Below are 15,706 nucleotides of genomic sequence, written 5' to 3'. Positions count from 1 at the left end.
GCCCCGGATGATCCGGGGCTTTTACCGCGTCCATTAACGGGTAGAAGAACTGCCGATTGAAGACTCCCCCTGCGGAATCATTCCCTTATCTCCGCTTATCGACATAGAAGCCTTCTTCCATTATTTCCGTAACTTCGTACGCTTGTTTCTGGCGACGTCCGTCCTGTATTCCGCGAAGGTGAAGGGCAGCTTCATCTTTGATCGAGCGCATTTGATTCAAAAGTAGTATATCCAGCTCCGAAAGCCGCTGCACAAATGGCGTCATCTTTAAACGAATAGGCGAAGAAGGCTCTAATTCCGCATCCACGCGGCGAATTTTAATAAACAATTCCGTCCGCTTCGTCATATAGGTTTTCCAATCTTCGTCCGTCAGACGTTCACGATGAATCGCCGCCTCTTCCGTAATCTGCAGCAGCTCAACAAACAGTTCATCCATGAGAACTCTGTACCGCAGGCGTCGATGCGAGCTTCGCGGCTTGGATCCAGGTCTCCTTCAGTTCCAACAAATGCTGCATGACTTCTTCGGCCGGCTCTGCTTTTTTGTGGATATTGGCTTGCACGAGACGATAGTTGAAGTATTCGTAAAGTTGAAGCAAACCAGCCGCTACTGGCTGATCGCGGTCCAGTGTTATTACGAATTCGCTCACAATGTTTTGCGCTTTTACAAGCTGTTTGTTGGCATCTTCGAAGTTGCCGTTTTTAATGCCTTCGATCCCTGCTCTGCAAAAACGAATGGCACCATCTATAAGCATGATCAACAATTGCTGCGGAGTGGCCGTCTGAATGGCCGTCTCCATATATTTGTTGCGGGTTGCTGCAGGCATCATAGCCGCATCCTCCTCAAAGTTGCCTTAGCTACAGATGACCTAGCTCAACCTATTCCTAGCTCGTACCGAACTGCTGGGACAAGTAAGCGCTCTGAGCGTTCATCTGATTGATGTAAGTCTCCATGGCGGAAAACTGGTTGTAATACTTGGTCTCCATATCGTCAAGCATGGTCGACATAGCTGATATTCGCTTGTCAAACTCTCCGATTCGTTTCCCCATCGTATAAGTGGAATCAACGCTGGATGCTGTCCCTGCCTTAGTCTTAAGGCTTGCCATGAGATTGTCCGCCTGTTCGACCAACCGTGTAGCGAGCCCGTCCCCGGTGTTTGATGTCTTATTGCCGCCATCCGTTGCCGTAAACAAAGCGGACACCTCGTCCGGATGTTCCGAGATCGCCTTTTTTAAGGCAGTCGGGTCGATATAGAGCTTGCCTTTCTCCGCGTATGTGCCGGTTGTAATCCCGATTTGCGACAATTGCTTGATATCGCCGCTAGGGAGTCCGGACACAACGGAGGATAACGAGAGACGGAAACCGTTGAGAGCAGAGGAAATCATCTGGTCGTTACGGATCAGACCGCTCTTGGCTTTGGCTTCCCAAGACTTAATCTCGTCTTCTTTCATGTTGGATCGCTGCTCGTCGGTAAGCGGCGTGAAATCTCTGTATTGTTTTTCGTCCAGCGTCGAGTTGATTGAGCCGATCATCTCGTTGTACTTGTCGACAAAGGTTTTAATTTTGTCGTAAATCGCGTCCGTATCCTGGCTGACCGTAATATTAGCTTCGGTTGTCATGACTTTTTTCGCTGTAAAATTAAGCCCGTTAATGGAAAACGTGTTGGTCGCATAGGTGCCTGTAACGCCGTTATATTCAATGATTGCGTCCTTACCTGAGCCCGATAAGCCCGCGGTTGAGCGCGGCGTTGTGACCGGCGCGGTGAAGCCCAGATTCGCAACGACATCCTTGGCGTCCGATGTTTGGTCCGTGATCATAATCGGCTTGACTGTTTGATCGGTAGGATTGGTGAACGCCAGCTTATTGTTGGCGTCCAGATAAGCGGTCACGCCCTTCTTACCGATATCGGAGTTGTTAATTTGATCGATCAAGTTTCCGATTTGGGTCGTAGCATCTACCGTAAAGTCCACCGTTTTTCCATCGTAGCCGATCCGAAGGGTTTGCGCAGTCGTCAAGTCCTTGTTGACCCGCGTAGTTGCACCGTCGGCAAAGGTCTGCGTACCGGTCACTGTACTACCGGCTACCGGGCTTCCTGGCGTTAGCTTAAATACATTTGAGATCAGGCTGCCGTCCTCGCTCTTAAGATCAACTTTGGCGTTGGAACCCGTTCCCGAGGATGCAAAAAAGAAATGGTCCAAAGTCGTATCGTAGCTGACCTTTACTCCAGTCGTGTTGGACTTGTTGTTGATGGCTTTAATCAGCGTATCGAGCGAATCTGTCTTTTTGACGACGATCGTTGCCGTTCCCTTTTCGCCGCCAATCGTAAGCGTGGTATCCGCAGCCAGATTGAGATCCCCCAGCTTTGTGTCCAGACCGCTAAGCGCCTTGGCGCCTACGGCACCGCTAGAGGTAAGCTTCGCTGTCTCGGCGACTTGGTCGACCTTGATTTTATACGTTCCTTCAGTCGCCGTAGCCGTGCCTGATACCGATATAGAGTCATCGGAATCCGACGTAGCCTTGCGGCTGTTAAAGTTGCTGTTGAGCTTCATATCGAAAGCTACGTTCCTGAAGTCAGAGATCTTGGTGTTAACGGCACGGTATGCATCCCGTTGCCAGGTGAGCACTGTCTTCTGCTGATTCAATCGCGTCAGCGGAATCCGATTGGCATCCATCAGTTTTTTGACCATTGAATCGATATCCATACCGGAAGCCAGACCTGTAATGCGGTTAACCAATGATTTTCACCTTCCTTTCTAAAGGATTGATTTACCTGCGTTCGTCAACCAGAATGCCCGCCTTTTCCCATAGACTCGCAAGAAAGTCAAGATTCTTCTCCGGCGGAATCTCCCGAATAACTTCGCCGTTCTCGGAATTAACCACCTTAACCATGACATGCTTGGTTTTCTCATGTATTGAAAACTGCAGGCTTGTGGTCTTTCCAGCAAGGTTCTTAAGTGCCTTTTCAATTGCTTTCAAGACCTGTTCGTCGCTAATCCCGATCTGGTCGCCCGATTGTTCCGCCTGCTTAAGCGCAGCTAAACTTGGAAAATCGCCAGAAGAAGGAAAATCGGGCGAAGAAGACGTTTCCTCCGTTTTCGCTGCAGGCTCGGTTGACTGTGCTGATGGAACCCTTTCGACACCTCCCGTGTAACCGGATGCCGAACCCAATGATATTGAATCCATCCGTATCCCTCCAAAAAACTTAGCTTTGCTTCCTATATCGGAATAACATGCGCTAATATGAAGAGATTATTTGTTTAATTATGGATGATAAAAGCCGTTTACCAAGCGCTCAGCCCGCCGTCTACCACTATATTTTGACCGGTTACATAGCTCGACAAATCGGAAGCCAGATAAAGCAAGGCGCCGACCATCTCGTCTCTCTGAGCCATTCTCCCAAGTGGAACGCGATTCGCGTATTTGCGGACAAACTGCTCGTTCTGCCCGCTCTCCACGCCCCCTGGCGTGATGCTGTTCACGCGAATGCCTTGCGAGGCCCAGTAAGTAGAGAGATAACGGGTTAAACCGACAACAGCGGCTTTCGAAGCTGCGTAAACGGCCGGTGTATTAATAGCCACGCCCAAATATTCGGAGCCTTCATAGATGCGATTGTCGGGAGCAACAATGCCGTAAATCGAAGCCGTTTGGATGATCGATCCCCCGCTTCCTTGGGCCACCATTTGCTTGCCGACAGCTTGTGCGACCAAAAAAACGCCATCAATATTGACCGCCATCGATTTACGCCATTCCTCAAGCGGATACTCCTCAAACGGTTTAAAGTAAGCAATAAGATCATCAGACTTGCCACCCGCATTATTGTGTAAAATGTCGATACTCCCGAATTGCTCCACTACCCGCTCTACCATACGCTTTACCGAATCTGGATTAGATACGTCGCAACCGACGCCCATGCATTTTACGTTGTACTTCTCGGACAGTTCTGCAGCGAAAGCCGATGAAGCTTCCTCGTCCAAATCGACGATGGCGACGTTGACGCCTTGACTCGCCAGCCCCAACGAGAATCTGCGACCGAGTATTCCGATGGCGCCAGTTACTACGGCGTTTTTGCCCTGCAGGTTGAAGTCAAAAGGGGAATCAGACACGATGACGCGCCTCCTTCTGCTTGTTCAGCAAAAATTCCACCCATTCGAACTCCAGTTCGTTATCGATGTCGATAGAGCGCTCTTCCGGCATCACATAAAGCCGGGTATCGGCCACAAATATTGCGTCGTTATTCAACAGCGCTTCACGGGACCATACGTAGATTGAAGCGTTCATGTCATAGCATGGCGGTCCATCTTGTCTTCTGACGACCTTGTAAGGGAGCTTTTTCGACAGTTCAACGGCGCCATTGTCATTTATTTCGACAAGATTAAAATAGGGAGATCTTCGGGAAGGCATCCCCGTGATGACATTGGACACTCGCTTGCTTTCCAACATTTCCACGGCTTCAATGATATCCTGCGGGATACGCAGAGGCGATGTTGCGTCCAGATCGACGATCGTATCGAATCGCGTTCCGGCGATGCGTTCGGCCTCCGTAAAGCAATGACGGATTGCCGGTAGCTTGGCCGCCGTGTCCGACGCCATTTCTTCGGGGCGTTTTACCAGAATCGTTGCGCCGGCTTCACGTGCAGCAACCAGAATATCATCTGAATCGCTGCTTACCGCGATCGTGGCAAATATACCGGTGGCCAACGCTTGCTCTATACTGTGCGCGATTAGCGGTCGGCCATCCAACATCCGAATATTTTTATTCTTAACACCCTTCGATCCGCCGCGCGCACAAATCGTGCAAATTCTATTCACGTCTCATCACCCAATCCTTGTTCTCATTCGCTGCTTCGACGGCGTCGATCATATTCATAATCCGCATCCCCTCTTGAAAAGTACATAGGGACGCAGGCTCTCCTGCAATCATCGCTTCATGCATACGAATATACGATTCATTCCGCACCGTCTCGTACGTGTTAATCTCACCGTTAAAAGATAACGTGCTCTTTATCAAATCGGCAATCCATGTTCCATCGTTCGTATTTACTACAATTGTTCTTCTAGGCATTCGATCTAAGTAGTTCATATGAATCGTCAGCGAACCGCATCCTGTAGTCCGGCAAAGGATTGTAAAGTTGTCGTCGCTGTCAATCTCAAGCGAGCTACTTTTTCCACCGAGTGCCGTTAATTGTTCCCATTCGCCGAACAGCCAGATGGCATAATCCAGTTCATGGCTCAGATCTCGCAGCACACCGCCGCCCATTTCCCGCTGTGCTGAATACCCCCTTCTATAGTCCTGGGTAGGTCTCCAATCAGGGAGATACTGGCCGACATAGATGTTGGCCGTCAGCAATTCGGAGCCGCTCGAGTGCAGCGCATTCTTTAACTGTTGCAGAACGGGATGGAACCGTAGGTTATAGGCCACATAAATATCGCGCTGCTGAGTTTGAAACTCGGCATTTACTCGATCAAAAAGGGGCTTCTCGATAAGCAGCTTGCCCTGATAATTCAATTCGCCTAACGATCGCAGCGCATCAGCGTGCTGGTGTGTCCTGTTCGCAATAATAACGTAGTCGAAGAACTCCGTCTCCAATGCCTGTAGGATACTCCGGTACACCGGGCGATCCTGGATGTGCTGGCCGCTGACTAGTGAAACCGTATGTCCCATTGATTGCAGGATAGCATCGTGCCTAGCTCCGATGGATCCGTAGCCGACGATCAGCACGTTCATACGAAAATCTCCGCATATTCGCCGTTAGCCCGCTCGTAATCGTCCATCCGGCCGATATCAAGCCAATATTCGCGAAGCGGGAAGACGCAAGTCTCTCGTTTATTGTCCATCAACGACTCGAACAGTGTCGTCATATCGTAGAAAATATCGCTTGGAATCTGTTTAATTACTTCTGGATTCAGCACATAAATGCCCGCGTTTACGAAGTAATGCTGCGACGGTTTCTCAACGAGACCAATCAGCTTGTGCTTGTCCACGTTAACTACGCCGTAGGGAACCTGATATTCATAATTACGCACGCACATCGTTGCAAGCGCGCGATGTTCATGATGGAATTCCAATAGTTGATTAAAATTCACCTTGGTCAGCAAATCGCCGTTCATCACAATCATAGGTTCAGAGGGTATCGTTTCCAGCAGGCCTAACGCCCCTGCAGTCCCCATACGCTTACTCTCGCGCACATAACGGATCGTCACGCCCCACTTCGAACCGTCGCCGAAGTAGCTCTCCACCATCTCGGACTTGTAGTTTACCGAGAGATAGAACTTCTCAAAGCCGCTTGCAATGAAGCTCTCCAGAATCGTTTCTAGCAGCGGCTTGCCGCCAACCTTGAGTAGCGGCTTTGGTATCGAGTCGGTCAAGGGACTCAACCTCGTACCGAGTCCGCCGGCCATCAGCATGACCCAATTGCTCTTGCGAGTCGGCCTCACCAAATCGTCGAAGTGCTTGAGGTCGGTTACTTGTCCTTCATGGTTCACCAGCGGAATCTGACGAATCTGCTTGATCCGCATCATCGACAGGATAACACCGGGCTCCGTTTGCTCTGGAAGCAGCGTCGGATTAGCGTTCATAATGTTGGAGACCTCTTCATGAAGGCCTACTCCGCGCAGAATCCCGCGGCGAACGTCGCCGTCCGTTACCGTTCCGGCAAGTCTCCCATCCTCATATATCACAAGTGCAATTTGCATAGCGCTGGAATCGATCGTTTTGATTACTTCTGCGATAGGCATATTAAAAGGGACGATAGTACTTTTCCAAGATGTCATTACACTGCCCCCCCGACTTCGACCTCCGCGATAGGAGATTCGGCTTGTAGCGCTTCGATCTTTTTCTGTTCAATGGTTTTAGTCTCAAGTAAATGGCTGATTACACCTTTACTTTGCGCATAAGCTTTTTGACATTCATAAATGTAACTTCCGAAGTGTTGGGCAATCATATTGCCCTTTGTAAATACATTCGCTTCAAGCTTAATGTCGCTTATTTTTTTCCAGAGCAAATCGTGAGCATTCTGATTCATTGGCAGCAGAAATACTTTATACGCATCGTTCCGAAGCAACTCTTGAATCGCGGCATCGAACTTCGGAAATATCGGATACAGCTTGTTTGGTTTGCGCTGCTCGACATTTTTATAAATCTTTGTTAAAAGGTCCGATATCTTATCCAACATGATCTTTAGAGATTCAGCGCTTTTTACTAGGGATTCAATTTGATTTATTGCTGCATTTATTTGAATATCCGTAGTTACATCCTCGAACCATTTCTCATCTACAGTATTCTGCTTAAAATCACTTTGTATGACCTCATCCAATGTTCGGTAAGGAATTCCTTCAATTGCCGCCCCGCCTTTTGTCGTATTATAAGCTACGATTTCCGGGTAGCTGCGCTTTATGGCTTCAATACTCATCTTCATCATTAAAAAGTCTCTTGTTGTATCTATCTCCACTCCATCGACATCCAGCGTTTTTACATACTGATAGTCGGCACTGAGTACATTTTCAGGTAAGTGATCGTATCTAATTTTTTCAGCATAATATTTTGAATTTCGAAGAGCGAGGTTTTGTCCCACAAAATAAATAGTACAATTCAATTTACACAGGACATCCAGCATAACTCCTGCAATCGTCGGAGAAGTAACAACACTTGGCTGATTGAGCGCTTCGTCTTGAAGTACGAACTGCCCGATGGTATCATGGGTCATCAGAAAATGTATTTTTGGTCCATGATATTCCTCTAACAGCATCGCTCCAACATAACTTCCATAGAATAATGGAATATCGGTGGCTCCGCTCTCAATTAACTCCTTGAAAACACTGGTTTGTAAATTTGAACCATCGTACGCGCATACAGCATGGGGCATTATGCCGTGATTAATTAAAGACTTGTTTGCAGATCCGACGGCAAATATATAAGCCGAGTTTTTTTGTCGAATCATTCGCAAATTTTCAATTTCATCTTGCAACGAAGGACCTGCAGATACTATTAATACCGGTTTTCCATTCAATTTCTCTTTAAATTGCAAGTAGTTTGGTGTGGAAAGCGTGTGTCTCAGGTTTAGCGTACCATTTACCACCCAGATATTCTGGAAGTGTTCGTATGCGGCTAAATTATGCTTGGCTACTTTAAGCGTAACTTTAAACTGTTCTAAAAAGTGGTTTATTCTTTCTTGAAGGAACCTCTCATATGCTGGATGAACAATTAATTGAATTTGACCGTTTGTATGCTGGAGCAGATGACTTAAATAAATATTTACTTGGTCTGGATGAGTTTCAATGAAAATATTTTGAAGCAAACTCAAAGACGATAGCGCGTTAGGACGACACTTCATCCATTGATAAAAAATAGACGGTTCAGGTTCATATATGGAATATTTGATATTTGGGAACTTCGAGACAAACTCTTCAATATGATAACCCAGGCCCGCTCCATAAAATAAAACATGATTATAATCATTTACATCTTGAAATTTTGAGATGAAGTTAGCTGCCTCTTGGCGAGGGTTATACTGACTTAACCAAAATGTTTTTTTCCCTTCCGCTTCTCGATAAACCGTCGGATCCGAAGCACGCGAAGCTATTGTAAAAAAACCAGCATTTTCGAATTCTTGTTCCCTACGTTCCAGTAAGCCGAGTACGGAAGGGAATCGCCGGCTTAATACTTGAAGATTGGAGGCTTCAATATTCATACAATCTTCTCCTCTGACAAGAGATTAATTGAAATCTCTTGTAGCTCCTCGTAAAATCCCTGTATTTCATACAGTATAATATCGCCTGTTAATGTACGGTCACGATCTTCGAGCGAGGAGAATAAAGCCTCGGTCAATTCGGTTAACTGCTTCGTCTTCGTCTTAAATGCTTCAGAAGGCCCAGAGAAGCTGCTGCTAGCAACCAGCTGCATTGCTTCACTTAGCCACTCCATTCCGCCCAGAAGCTCTTTAAACTGTTCCCAATCAATTTGATCCTCGCCCTGATGAAAGGAAGAGGCCAGTGGTGAAATTTCGCCTAGAGCGGACTTGAGGTAGTTTTGCATGGTATGCAGCAAGTCCAACAGCCAACCTAGAGAGCCCGCTTCTACAATTTCAAAGTTGCTACTCTCAATAGCCTTCTCTGTTAATACTTCCGCAAACGATTCATAGTAAGGAACACCGTCAATCTGAATATGATGAAGATTAATCTTATTTTCGCTAATAACTTTATCAATAGCAGCTACTATATTAGCTTGGTCACCGGTCTCTTCAATGTAAAAAGTTTGGTCCCTGAATTTTATGTTCATTAGTGGCACCTTCCGATTGTTTAATATACTCTTTATATCGGCAATAATCGCAAGAAATGAAATGGAAATAAAAGCACAAAAAAGAAGGCGCCTAATGGCGCCTCCTCTCTTGAAAAAAGAATTAAAATTAACGCAGAAGTTGCAGTACGCCTTGCGGCTGTTGGTTCGCTTGAGCCAGCATCGCTTGAGCTGCTTGGGAGAGGATGTTGGACTTCGTGAAGTCCATCATTTCCTTCGCCATGTCAACGTCGCGGATACGGGATTCAGCAGCCGTCAGGTTTTCAGAAGCGGTCTGCAGGTTGTTGATCGTATGCTCCAGACGGTTTTGTACAGCACCCATCTTGGAACGTTGCGACGATACGTTCTTAATCGCCGAATCAAGGCTATCCAGAGCTTGCGATGCGCTGGTAGCGGTGGACACATCAACTGCAGAAAGGCCGAGTGCAGCTGTACGCATATCGCTAATGCCGAAGCTAATCGTTTGACCGCGGTTAGCGCCGATTTGGAACGTCACGCCGCCGTTGCCGGAAGATTCCGTTTGAGCTTTGGACAAGCCAAGGTCGGAGATCGTGGTTTGACCGGTTTGATCCTTAAGCGTAATAGGACCATTTTCATTGGTAATAACGAAACGTCCATCGGAGCTTACGGATACTTGTGCTGCAGTGATATAGCCCTCTTGGCCTGAAGTCTTGTGCGTGATATCCGAGTTGTAGGCCGTGATGGCGGCATTGATTGCGGATTGCAACAAGACTGCAGCGGAAGCCATCGACTCGCCAGCAGCAATACCGCTGTTCAGCGTGATCTGCATGCCGATTCCATTGATCGTCATATCTGCAGTTGCACCGGAAGCGATTGCTGTTCCGTTATAGTTAGTCGTGCCGTCGCTTTGAACACCGCGACCTGCACCAACGACAGAACCGAGTACTCCAGATGTTCCAGATTTAATCTTAGAATCGACGCCTTTAGAACCGCTCTCAATAACCAGGTTACCGGAGGTATCAACATAACCAGTCACGTGAGCCGTGTTCTTACCCGACTTGTCGATTGCATCGTTGATTGTTTGAAGAATCAGATCTTTAGCATTGTTCTTGGTTGTAGAATCAGAGCCGATTCCTTTCAGCGTATTGCGCTGATCGGTTGTCAGTTGCGACCAATCTACCGTGATTTCGTTGCCATCGATTGTAATCGTTTCGGCAGTAAAGTTAGCGTCAGTAACTGTGATAGCGGACATGGTGCCGGAACCGGTAACCTTGCCACCCGTCAACTTCGCAACCTGCGAACCCGTCGTCGTGTCAACTGCAACGTTAACCGTACCAGCGGACTTCAGCGCGCCGTTCAGCAGCTTTTGCGTGTTGAACTCGGTCGTGTTGCCGATGCGGTCGATTTCGTCCTTCAGCTGCTTAACTTCTTCTTGGATCGCAGCGCGGTCGTCGGCAGTGTTGGTGCCGTTAGCCGATTGGTCGGCCAGCTCGCGCATACGTTGCAGGATGGAGTGCGTCTCGTTGAGCGCGCCTTCAGCCGTTTGGATCAGGGAGATGCCGTCTTGCGCGTTCTTCGAAGCCATGTCCAGGCCGCGGATTTGAGCGCGCATTTTTTCGGAGATCGCGAGGCCGGCAGCGTCGTCGCCTGCACGGTTGATACGAAGACCGGAAGACAGCTTTTCCAGGGACTTGCTGGCAGCAGCCGTGTTGCCCGTCAGTTGACGGTGCGTGTTGAGCGCTGCGATATTGTGGTTAATACGCATTGATTTCTTCCTCCTTGAAGGTTCGGTTCCCACGTCCATGTGGGGTTTAGTTAGCTGAAGTCAAGGTCGGCCGCCCTGTCCTTCAACTCCTAACATATATATCGAATGCAGTCGAATCCTAGTGAATAGCAAATTTAAAAAAATAGAAAATTATTGATCGCTTTCCGTGTCCCCCGCGTGACCGCCCAGCAGCTTGCGCAAATCCGCCAGCGGCACCTGCACGTTGACCGCTTCCCGGTTAGATTCCTGGATCGCGTCATAGATCTCTTTGCGATTCACTGCAACGCTCCGGGGAGCCTTGATCCCTAGACGCACGGTATCTCCCTCCGTCCCTAGGACGATAAGCTCGATATCGTGACCGATCATAATGGACTCGCCTTTTTTTCTGGACAATACCAGCATAAGCTCACGCCCCGTCCCCTGTAGATTTCGTTTCACCATGCGGAACAGGCGGCGAGAGCAATTGTCTGGTTGAGTAAGTGGAGTTGGTCAGCACAATCTGCCTGCCCAACTTCTCGCGCACATTGATAATGACCGGGGCAAGCAGATTCATCGTGGCTGTCTCGATGCTATCCTTGAGCGTGACGACCGACCAAACTTGTACATCCTGTTCGCCTTGAATTTGGAGTTCCTCAACCGCATCCTCGGAAAGTCTCAAATCATATTCCGGCGCGAAAACGAAAGGATCGGTAAGCAAAAAGACGACCTCGGATCGATCCAGCGATTGCATGTAGGTAAACGGCAGGCTCGGGTCGGGCTGCAGCAAGACGAACGACGTCGTATCCTCGAATCCCGGCATGCCCTGCGTAAACTTGACCGCCTTGTCCGTCTCGATCTCGACCGCGCCCAGCACGGAAGATTGAATAATCATTCGCACAGCTCCCTATCTATGATGAAGTGCATACTCGCGAAGCGCACAAGTAAATGAAATAGAAAAACCATAACGCCGTTTCGGCGATCAATCGCCGGACTGGGGCTATGGTTTAGAATTTCGCCATACGAATTGCCGATCCTGCCTGCACGAAAGCAAACAGCTCTCAGCCCTGCAAACTAACCAGCGGCGGCGGCGTGAACTTCACGCTGTTGTACTGCTGCATATAAATGTCCAGCTTGCCCCTGTCGTACGAGAGGAGCGGCGGATTGACCTCGCTGTGGATCTCTACGGGGCTGGCAGAGGCGCGAATCGAGAGGTCGCCAGGGGTAAAGGTGACACTCACATTGTTATAAGCCGCCGGGCCGCGGAAGTCGAACTCAGGGAAGGTACGGCGCCAGTCCTCCGCGAACTCCGCAAACGGATTGTTCGGGTTGGTCAGGTCGGCCATCCGGTTGCCTTCCTCGACGATACGGGCCAGCCCCTGCTGCGCGATCTGCGGTGCCATTGAATAGATGTTGTTCATCACGTTCAGATGGCCGCCCAAACCCAATGCATCCCAAGCCTTGGACGAGTCCACTTCAAGGCGGCCCTCAGGAGACTCGATCTCCAGCTGCGCGCGCGGTTGCTTCATCTCGAACGTCGGACGCGGCTGCTCGATATGCTGCGTGCCGATGTCTGCGTCGATGCCAAGCTGCGCGTATGTCTGCTGAATCTGAATCTGCGGCGCAAGTACGATCCCTCTCATCCGTCAGCCACCGCCCCTTACTTCAAGAAGTCGACCAGACTCGGCGAGATGAGCTTGGCGCCTGCGGACAGCGAAGCCTGGTAGACGTTTTCCTCGGTCTTGAGGTTCGTGATCACCTCTGCCATATCGGCGTCCTCGGTCTTGGACTGGATGCTCTTCAGGTTGACGCCTGTCTGCGTCAGGCGGTCGCTCACGAGCGCCAGACGGTTGGTGCGCGCGCCCACCTCGGCCCGCTTCTCGAGCAGCGTCCCCAAGCGGGTGTCGATGCTGCCGATGAGATCGGAAACCTTGTTATAGTTGCCGTCCTTCAGCGCGTCGCTCACTTGCTTGACGACGAGGAACACATTGTCGGCATCCGTCGGATTGCCGAAAATCTCGACGCCCGTCAGATTGGCGCCCAGCGTAACGCCCGGCCCCAGCTCGTATTGCGTCTGACCTGCGTCCGTCGTCACCTCGTAAGCCATCTTGCCCGTGGCGTCGTCGATCTTGGTGCCCGGGTAAGGCGCCGTCTGCGTCTGCTCGCCGTTGAATACGTATTTGCCGTTAAACTTGCTGTTGCCGATCTCCACCAGCTGGTTGTAGAGCTCCTTGACTTCCAGGTTGATGGCGTCGTAAGCTTCCTGCGGCTGCGCGCCCGTGGCGCCCTTGACCGCCAGCTCGCGCAGGCGCTGCAGGACGTCGCCGGCCTGGCCGAGCGTGGTGTCCGTAAAGTCCAGCATGGACGTCGCGGAATCCGTGTTTTTCACGTATTGATCGTTGGCGTCGATCTCGCTGCGGTAGCGCATGGAGAACGTGAGCCCGACAGGATCGTCCGAAGGCTTGTTGATGCGGCGGCCCGTCGACAGCTGGTTCTGCAGGTCGTTCATGCGTCCCAGATTGCTCGAGACGTTGCGGAGCAGCTGCGTGTTCATCATCGATTGCGTAACTCTAATTCCCACTGCCAATCACCTCATCCCGTTATCTGCCGACGACGCCCATGCCGTTAATGACTTTGTCGAGCATCTCGTCGATCATCGTCATATTCCGCGCGGCCGCGTTGTAAGCGTGCTGGAACTTGATCATATTCGACATCTCTTCATCGAGCGATACGCCGCTGACGGACTGCCTGCGGCCGTCGATCTGGTCGACGAGACCTTTGGAGTTGTTCATCTGGCGGATCGCCTCTTCGGACTGAACGCCGAGCTGGCCCGCGATCGAGCGGAAGTAGGCGTCGACCGTATTGAGATTCGGATCCCCGGCGGACCCGAAGTTAAAGCGCATATCTCTCGCCTGAGAGAACAGGACGGAGAGCGAGTTGTTGCCTTCGATCAGCGTGCCGTCGTCGTTCACCCGCATCGAGGCGGAGATCTTGGTCGGATTGTCCGCGATCTGCTTGTTCAGCGTGATCGAAGCCGCGGTGATCGTCCCGGTGCTGCCGTCGGCATTGGTGAAAAAGGGCAATCCGGTCGGCGTGGAAGAGGTGTTGTAACCGAGCTGGTGGAGCGCGTTGAGACCCTTGAGCACAACCTTGGTGTCGCCCGACAGCGTGCGGCTGGACACCGAACCCGAATAGAGCGTCGTCGATCCGTCCGAGTTGGTCAGCGTCGTTCCCTCGGGAATGACGGAGCCCTTGGGCAGCGTGACTTCGATATCGCCGTTGGCAAGGGTATTGGCCAAGCGGTCCAGATCGTTAATATAGCCCTGCACGTACGTATCTCTGGACAGGATCATGCCGTACACTTCGCCGCTGTTCAGGTCGCCCGATGCCACGGCATCCGTCAGCGTCTCTCCCGTCACCGGCGCCGGCTCGTCGAAGCCGGCCACGAGCTCGGTTCCGCCCATGTCGATCTTGTAGCCGTCCGACTGCTCGGTAACGGTGATATTGATCATCTTGGACAGCTCGTCGGCCAGCTGATCGCGCTGGTCGCGCAGATCGTTGGCGTTGTCTCCGAGCCCTTCGAGCTTCGCGATGCTGCGGTTGAGCTGGGCAATCCCATGCAGTCTCGAGTTGATCTCCCCTGCGCGGATGTCCACATTTTCCGTCAGGTCGTTTTTCAGATCGCTCAGTTGCTTGGCAGTATGATTAAGCGCGTCCGTGAGCGCCAGCGCCTGCTCGCGCACGATCTTGCGGCCGTCCGCATTCTCCGGCGACTTGCTGAGCTCGGACCAGGCGTTGAAAAAGTTGGCAATAACGGTGCGGACGCCGCTCTCGCTGGGCTCGTTGACGATCGTCTCGAGCTTCTCGAGCGTATCCTGGCGGATCGAATAATCGCCGAATGACTTGTTCTCGTTGCGATACTGATCGTCCAGGAACTTCTCGCGAACCCGCGTGATGGACGTGAATTCGACGCCGGAACCCATCTGCCCCGGCACGGTCGATCGGATCAGTCCGTAGGCCTCCATGGACTGCGAGGCAGTCATATTAACAATCTGGCGGGAATAGCCGGTCGTATTGGCATTGGCGACGTTGTGGCCGGTCGTATACAGCGCGGCCGTCTGCGTGAACAGCGAGCGCCGGGCAGTCTCCAGGCCGTGAAACGTAGATCTCATTCGTCAATTCACCTCTCTCTTATGCACGTGTGTCGAATTGGCTGGGCCGCGAGAAGCCTTGCTCCTGCAGGGAACGGTGATATGTCGCCTCGTCCTCGCTGGGGCCTGCTATGACATCGATCGAGTAGTGGATATATTCCAGATGGGTCCGGATCATCTGCTGGTTGAATTCGTTAAGCTGGCGCAGCTCGTCCGTCGCCTGCGTCAGGCGAACCGTGACGGCGTCGAGCGCGCGCTTGGCCTCTGCGTTGGGAATGAGCCGGATCAGCTGCTCCATACGGATGTTCTTGGCTCCGCCGAGCCCAAGACCGGTCAGGTAGCTCTGCACGGCAGCGGTGCGCTTGGCCTCAAGCTCTCCGACCTGCGGCAGCAGCCTGGCCTCCTTGTTGGTGACGGCGGCCACGACGTCGACCCGGTTGGCCAGCACCGCCTCGCGCTTATCCATGCTTAGCCCGATCAGTTGGCCGTAGATGTCCGCCAAGCCATGCAGCGGCTCCAATATCGCCTCGAAGGCTGATTCCAAATGCGCTCACTCCCGTATG

17 protein-coding genes are annotated in these 15,706 nt (G+C 51.1%); all 17 read right to left on the bottom strand.

Annotated elements, in window-relative coordinates; all coding sequences use genetic code 11:
* Nucleotides 1-85 precede the first annotated feature (85 nt).
* Nucleotides 86-436 carry a hypothetical protein gene (locus tag KB449_RS35865; RefSeq protein WP_282913212.1) on the bottom strand — a complete coding sequence of 117 codons (351 nt, stop codon included), beginning with the start codon at nucleotides 434-436 and terminating at the stop codon, nucleotides 86-88.
* Nucleotides 429-827 (bottom strand): flagellar export chaperone FliS, encoded by a 399-nt coding sequence (fliS, locus tag KB449_RS35860; protein ID WP_350356280.1) that lies wholly within the window; start codon nucleotides 825-827, stop codon nucleotides 429-431. The genes KB449_RS35865 and fliS overlap by 8 nt, the downstream gene beginning before the upstream one ends.
* Before the next feature lie 55 nt (nucleotides 828-882).
* On the bottom strand, nucleotides 883-2,733 hold the full coding sequence (gene fliD / locus KB449_RS35855; protein WP_282913211.1) for a flagellar filament capping protein FliD: 1,851 nt from the start codon (nucleotides 2,731-2,733) through the stop codon (nucleotides 883-885).
* A 31-nt stretch (nucleotides 2,734-2,764) separates the two neighbouring features.
* Complete coding sequence (locus KB449_RS35850) at nucleotides 2,765-3,181, bottom strand: flagellar protein FlaG (RefSeq protein ID WP_282913210.1); 417 nt, start codon at nucleotides 3,179-3,181, stop codon at nucleotides 2,765-2,767.
* 98 nt (nucleotides 3,182-3,279) lie between these two features.
* The gene (locus KB449_RS35845; RefSeq protein WP_282913209.1) at nucleotides 3,280-4,101 is read right to left on the bottom strand and encodes an SDR family oxidoreductase; all 822 of its coding nucleotides are present in this window, start codon (nucleotides 4,099-4,101) and stop codon (nucleotides 3,280-3,282) included.
* Entirely contained in the window at nucleotides 4,094-4,807 is a 714-nt protein-coding gene (locus tag KB449_RS35840; protein ID WP_282913208.1) for an acylneuraminate cytidylyltransferase family protein, read from the bottom strand. The genes KB449_RS35845 and KB449_RS35840 overlap by 8 nt, the downstream gene beginning before the upstream one ends.
* Entirely contained in the window at nucleotides 4,800-5,723 is a 924-nt protein-coding gene (locus KB449_RS35835) for a Gfo/Idh/MocA family protein (RefSeq protein WP_282913207.1), read from the bottom strand. The genes KB449_RS35840 and KB449_RS35835 overlap by 8 nt, the downstream gene beginning before the upstream one ends.
* Nucleotides 5,720-6,769: a nucleotidyltransferase family protein gene (locus tag KB449_RS35830; RefSeq protein ID WP_282913206.1), complete on the bottom strand. Its 1,050-nt coding sequence runs from the start codon at nucleotides 6,767-6,769 to the stop codon at nucleotides 5,720-5,722. Before KB449_RS35830 ends, KB449_RS35835 begins: the two co-directional genes overlap by 4 nt.
* On the bottom strand, nucleotides 6,769-8,685 hold the full coding sequence (locus KB449_RS35825; protein WP_282913205.1) for a motility associated factor glycosyltransferase family protein: 1,917 nt from the start codon (nucleotides 8,683-8,685) through the stop codon (nucleotides 6,769-6,771). Before KB449_RS35825 ends, KB449_RS35830 begins: the two co-directional genes overlap by 1 nt.
* Nucleotides 8,682-9,272 carry a DUF8042 domain-containing protein gene (locus KB449_RS35820; protein ID WP_282913204.1) on the bottom strand — a complete coding sequence of 197 codons (591 nt, stop codon included), beginning with the start codon at nucleotides 9,270-9,272 and terminating at the stop codon, nucleotides 8,682-8,684. The genes KB449_RS35825 and KB449_RS35820 overlap by 4 nt, the downstream gene beginning before the upstream one ends.
* A 127-nt stretch (nucleotides 9,273-9,399) precedes the next feature.
* The gene (locus tag KB449_RS35815; RefSeq protein WP_282913203.1) at nucleotides 9,400-11,016 is read right to left on the bottom strand and encodes a flagellin N-terminal helical domain-containing protein; all 1,617 of its coding nucleotides are present in this window, start codon (nucleotides 11,014-11,016) and stop codon (nucleotides 9,400-9,402) included.
* A gap of 150 nt (nucleotides 11,017-11,166) precedes the next feature.
* The gene (gene csrA, locus KB449_RS35810; RefSeq protein WP_282913202.1) at nucleotides 11,167-11,418 is read right to left on the bottom strand and encodes a carbon storage regulator CsrA; all 252 of its coding nucleotides are present in this window, start codon (nucleotides 11,416-11,418) and stop codon (nucleotides 11,167-11,169) included.
* Nucleotides 11,419-11,422: 4 nt separating this feature from the next.
* Entirely contained in the window at nucleotides 11,423-11,887 is a 465-nt protein-coding gene (gene fliW, locus KB449_RS35805; RefSeq protein ID WP_282913201.1) for a flagellar assembly protein FliW, read from the bottom strand.
* A gap of 166 nt (nucleotides 11,888-12,053) precedes the next feature.
* Nucleotides 12,054-12,635 (bottom strand): DUF6470 family protein, encoded by a 582-nt coding sequence (locus KB449_RS35800; RefSeq protein WP_282913200.1) that lies wholly within the window; start codon nucleotides 12,633-12,635, stop codon nucleotides 12,054-12,056.
* A gap of 17 nt (nucleotides 12,636-12,652) precedes the next feature.
* A complete protein-coding gene (flgL, locus tag KB449_RS35795) occupies nucleotides 12,653-13,573 on the bottom strand; it encodes a flagellar hook-associated protein FlgL (protein WP_282913199.1) in 921 nt (306 codons plus the stop codon).
* Between the two features lie 19 nt (nucleotides 13,574-13,592).
* Nucleotides 13,593-15,164, bottom strand: coding sequence for a flagellar hook-associated protein FlgK (gene flgK / locus KB449_RS35790; RefSeq protein ID WP_282913198.1), 1,572 nt, complete (start codon nucleotides 15,162-15,164; stop codon nucleotides 13,593-13,595).
* A gap of 19 nt (nucleotides 15,165-15,183) precedes the next feature.
* Complete coding sequence (locus tag KB449_RS35785) at nucleotides 15,184-15,687, bottom strand: flagellar protein FlgN (RefSeq protein WP_282913197.1); 504 nt, start codon at nucleotides 15,685-15,687, stop codon at nucleotides 15,184-15,186.
* Between the last annotated feature and the right edge of the window lie 19 nt (nucleotides 15,688-15,706).

Source organism: Cohnella hashimotonis (assembly GCF_030014955.1).
Classification (GTDB): domain Bacteria; phylum Bacillota; class Bacilli; order Paenibacillales; family Paenibacillaceae; genus Cohnella; species Cohnella hashimotonis.
The sequence above is the reverse complement of the archived record's forward strand: the minus strand, read 5'-3'. Positions and strand labels throughout refer to the sequence as shown.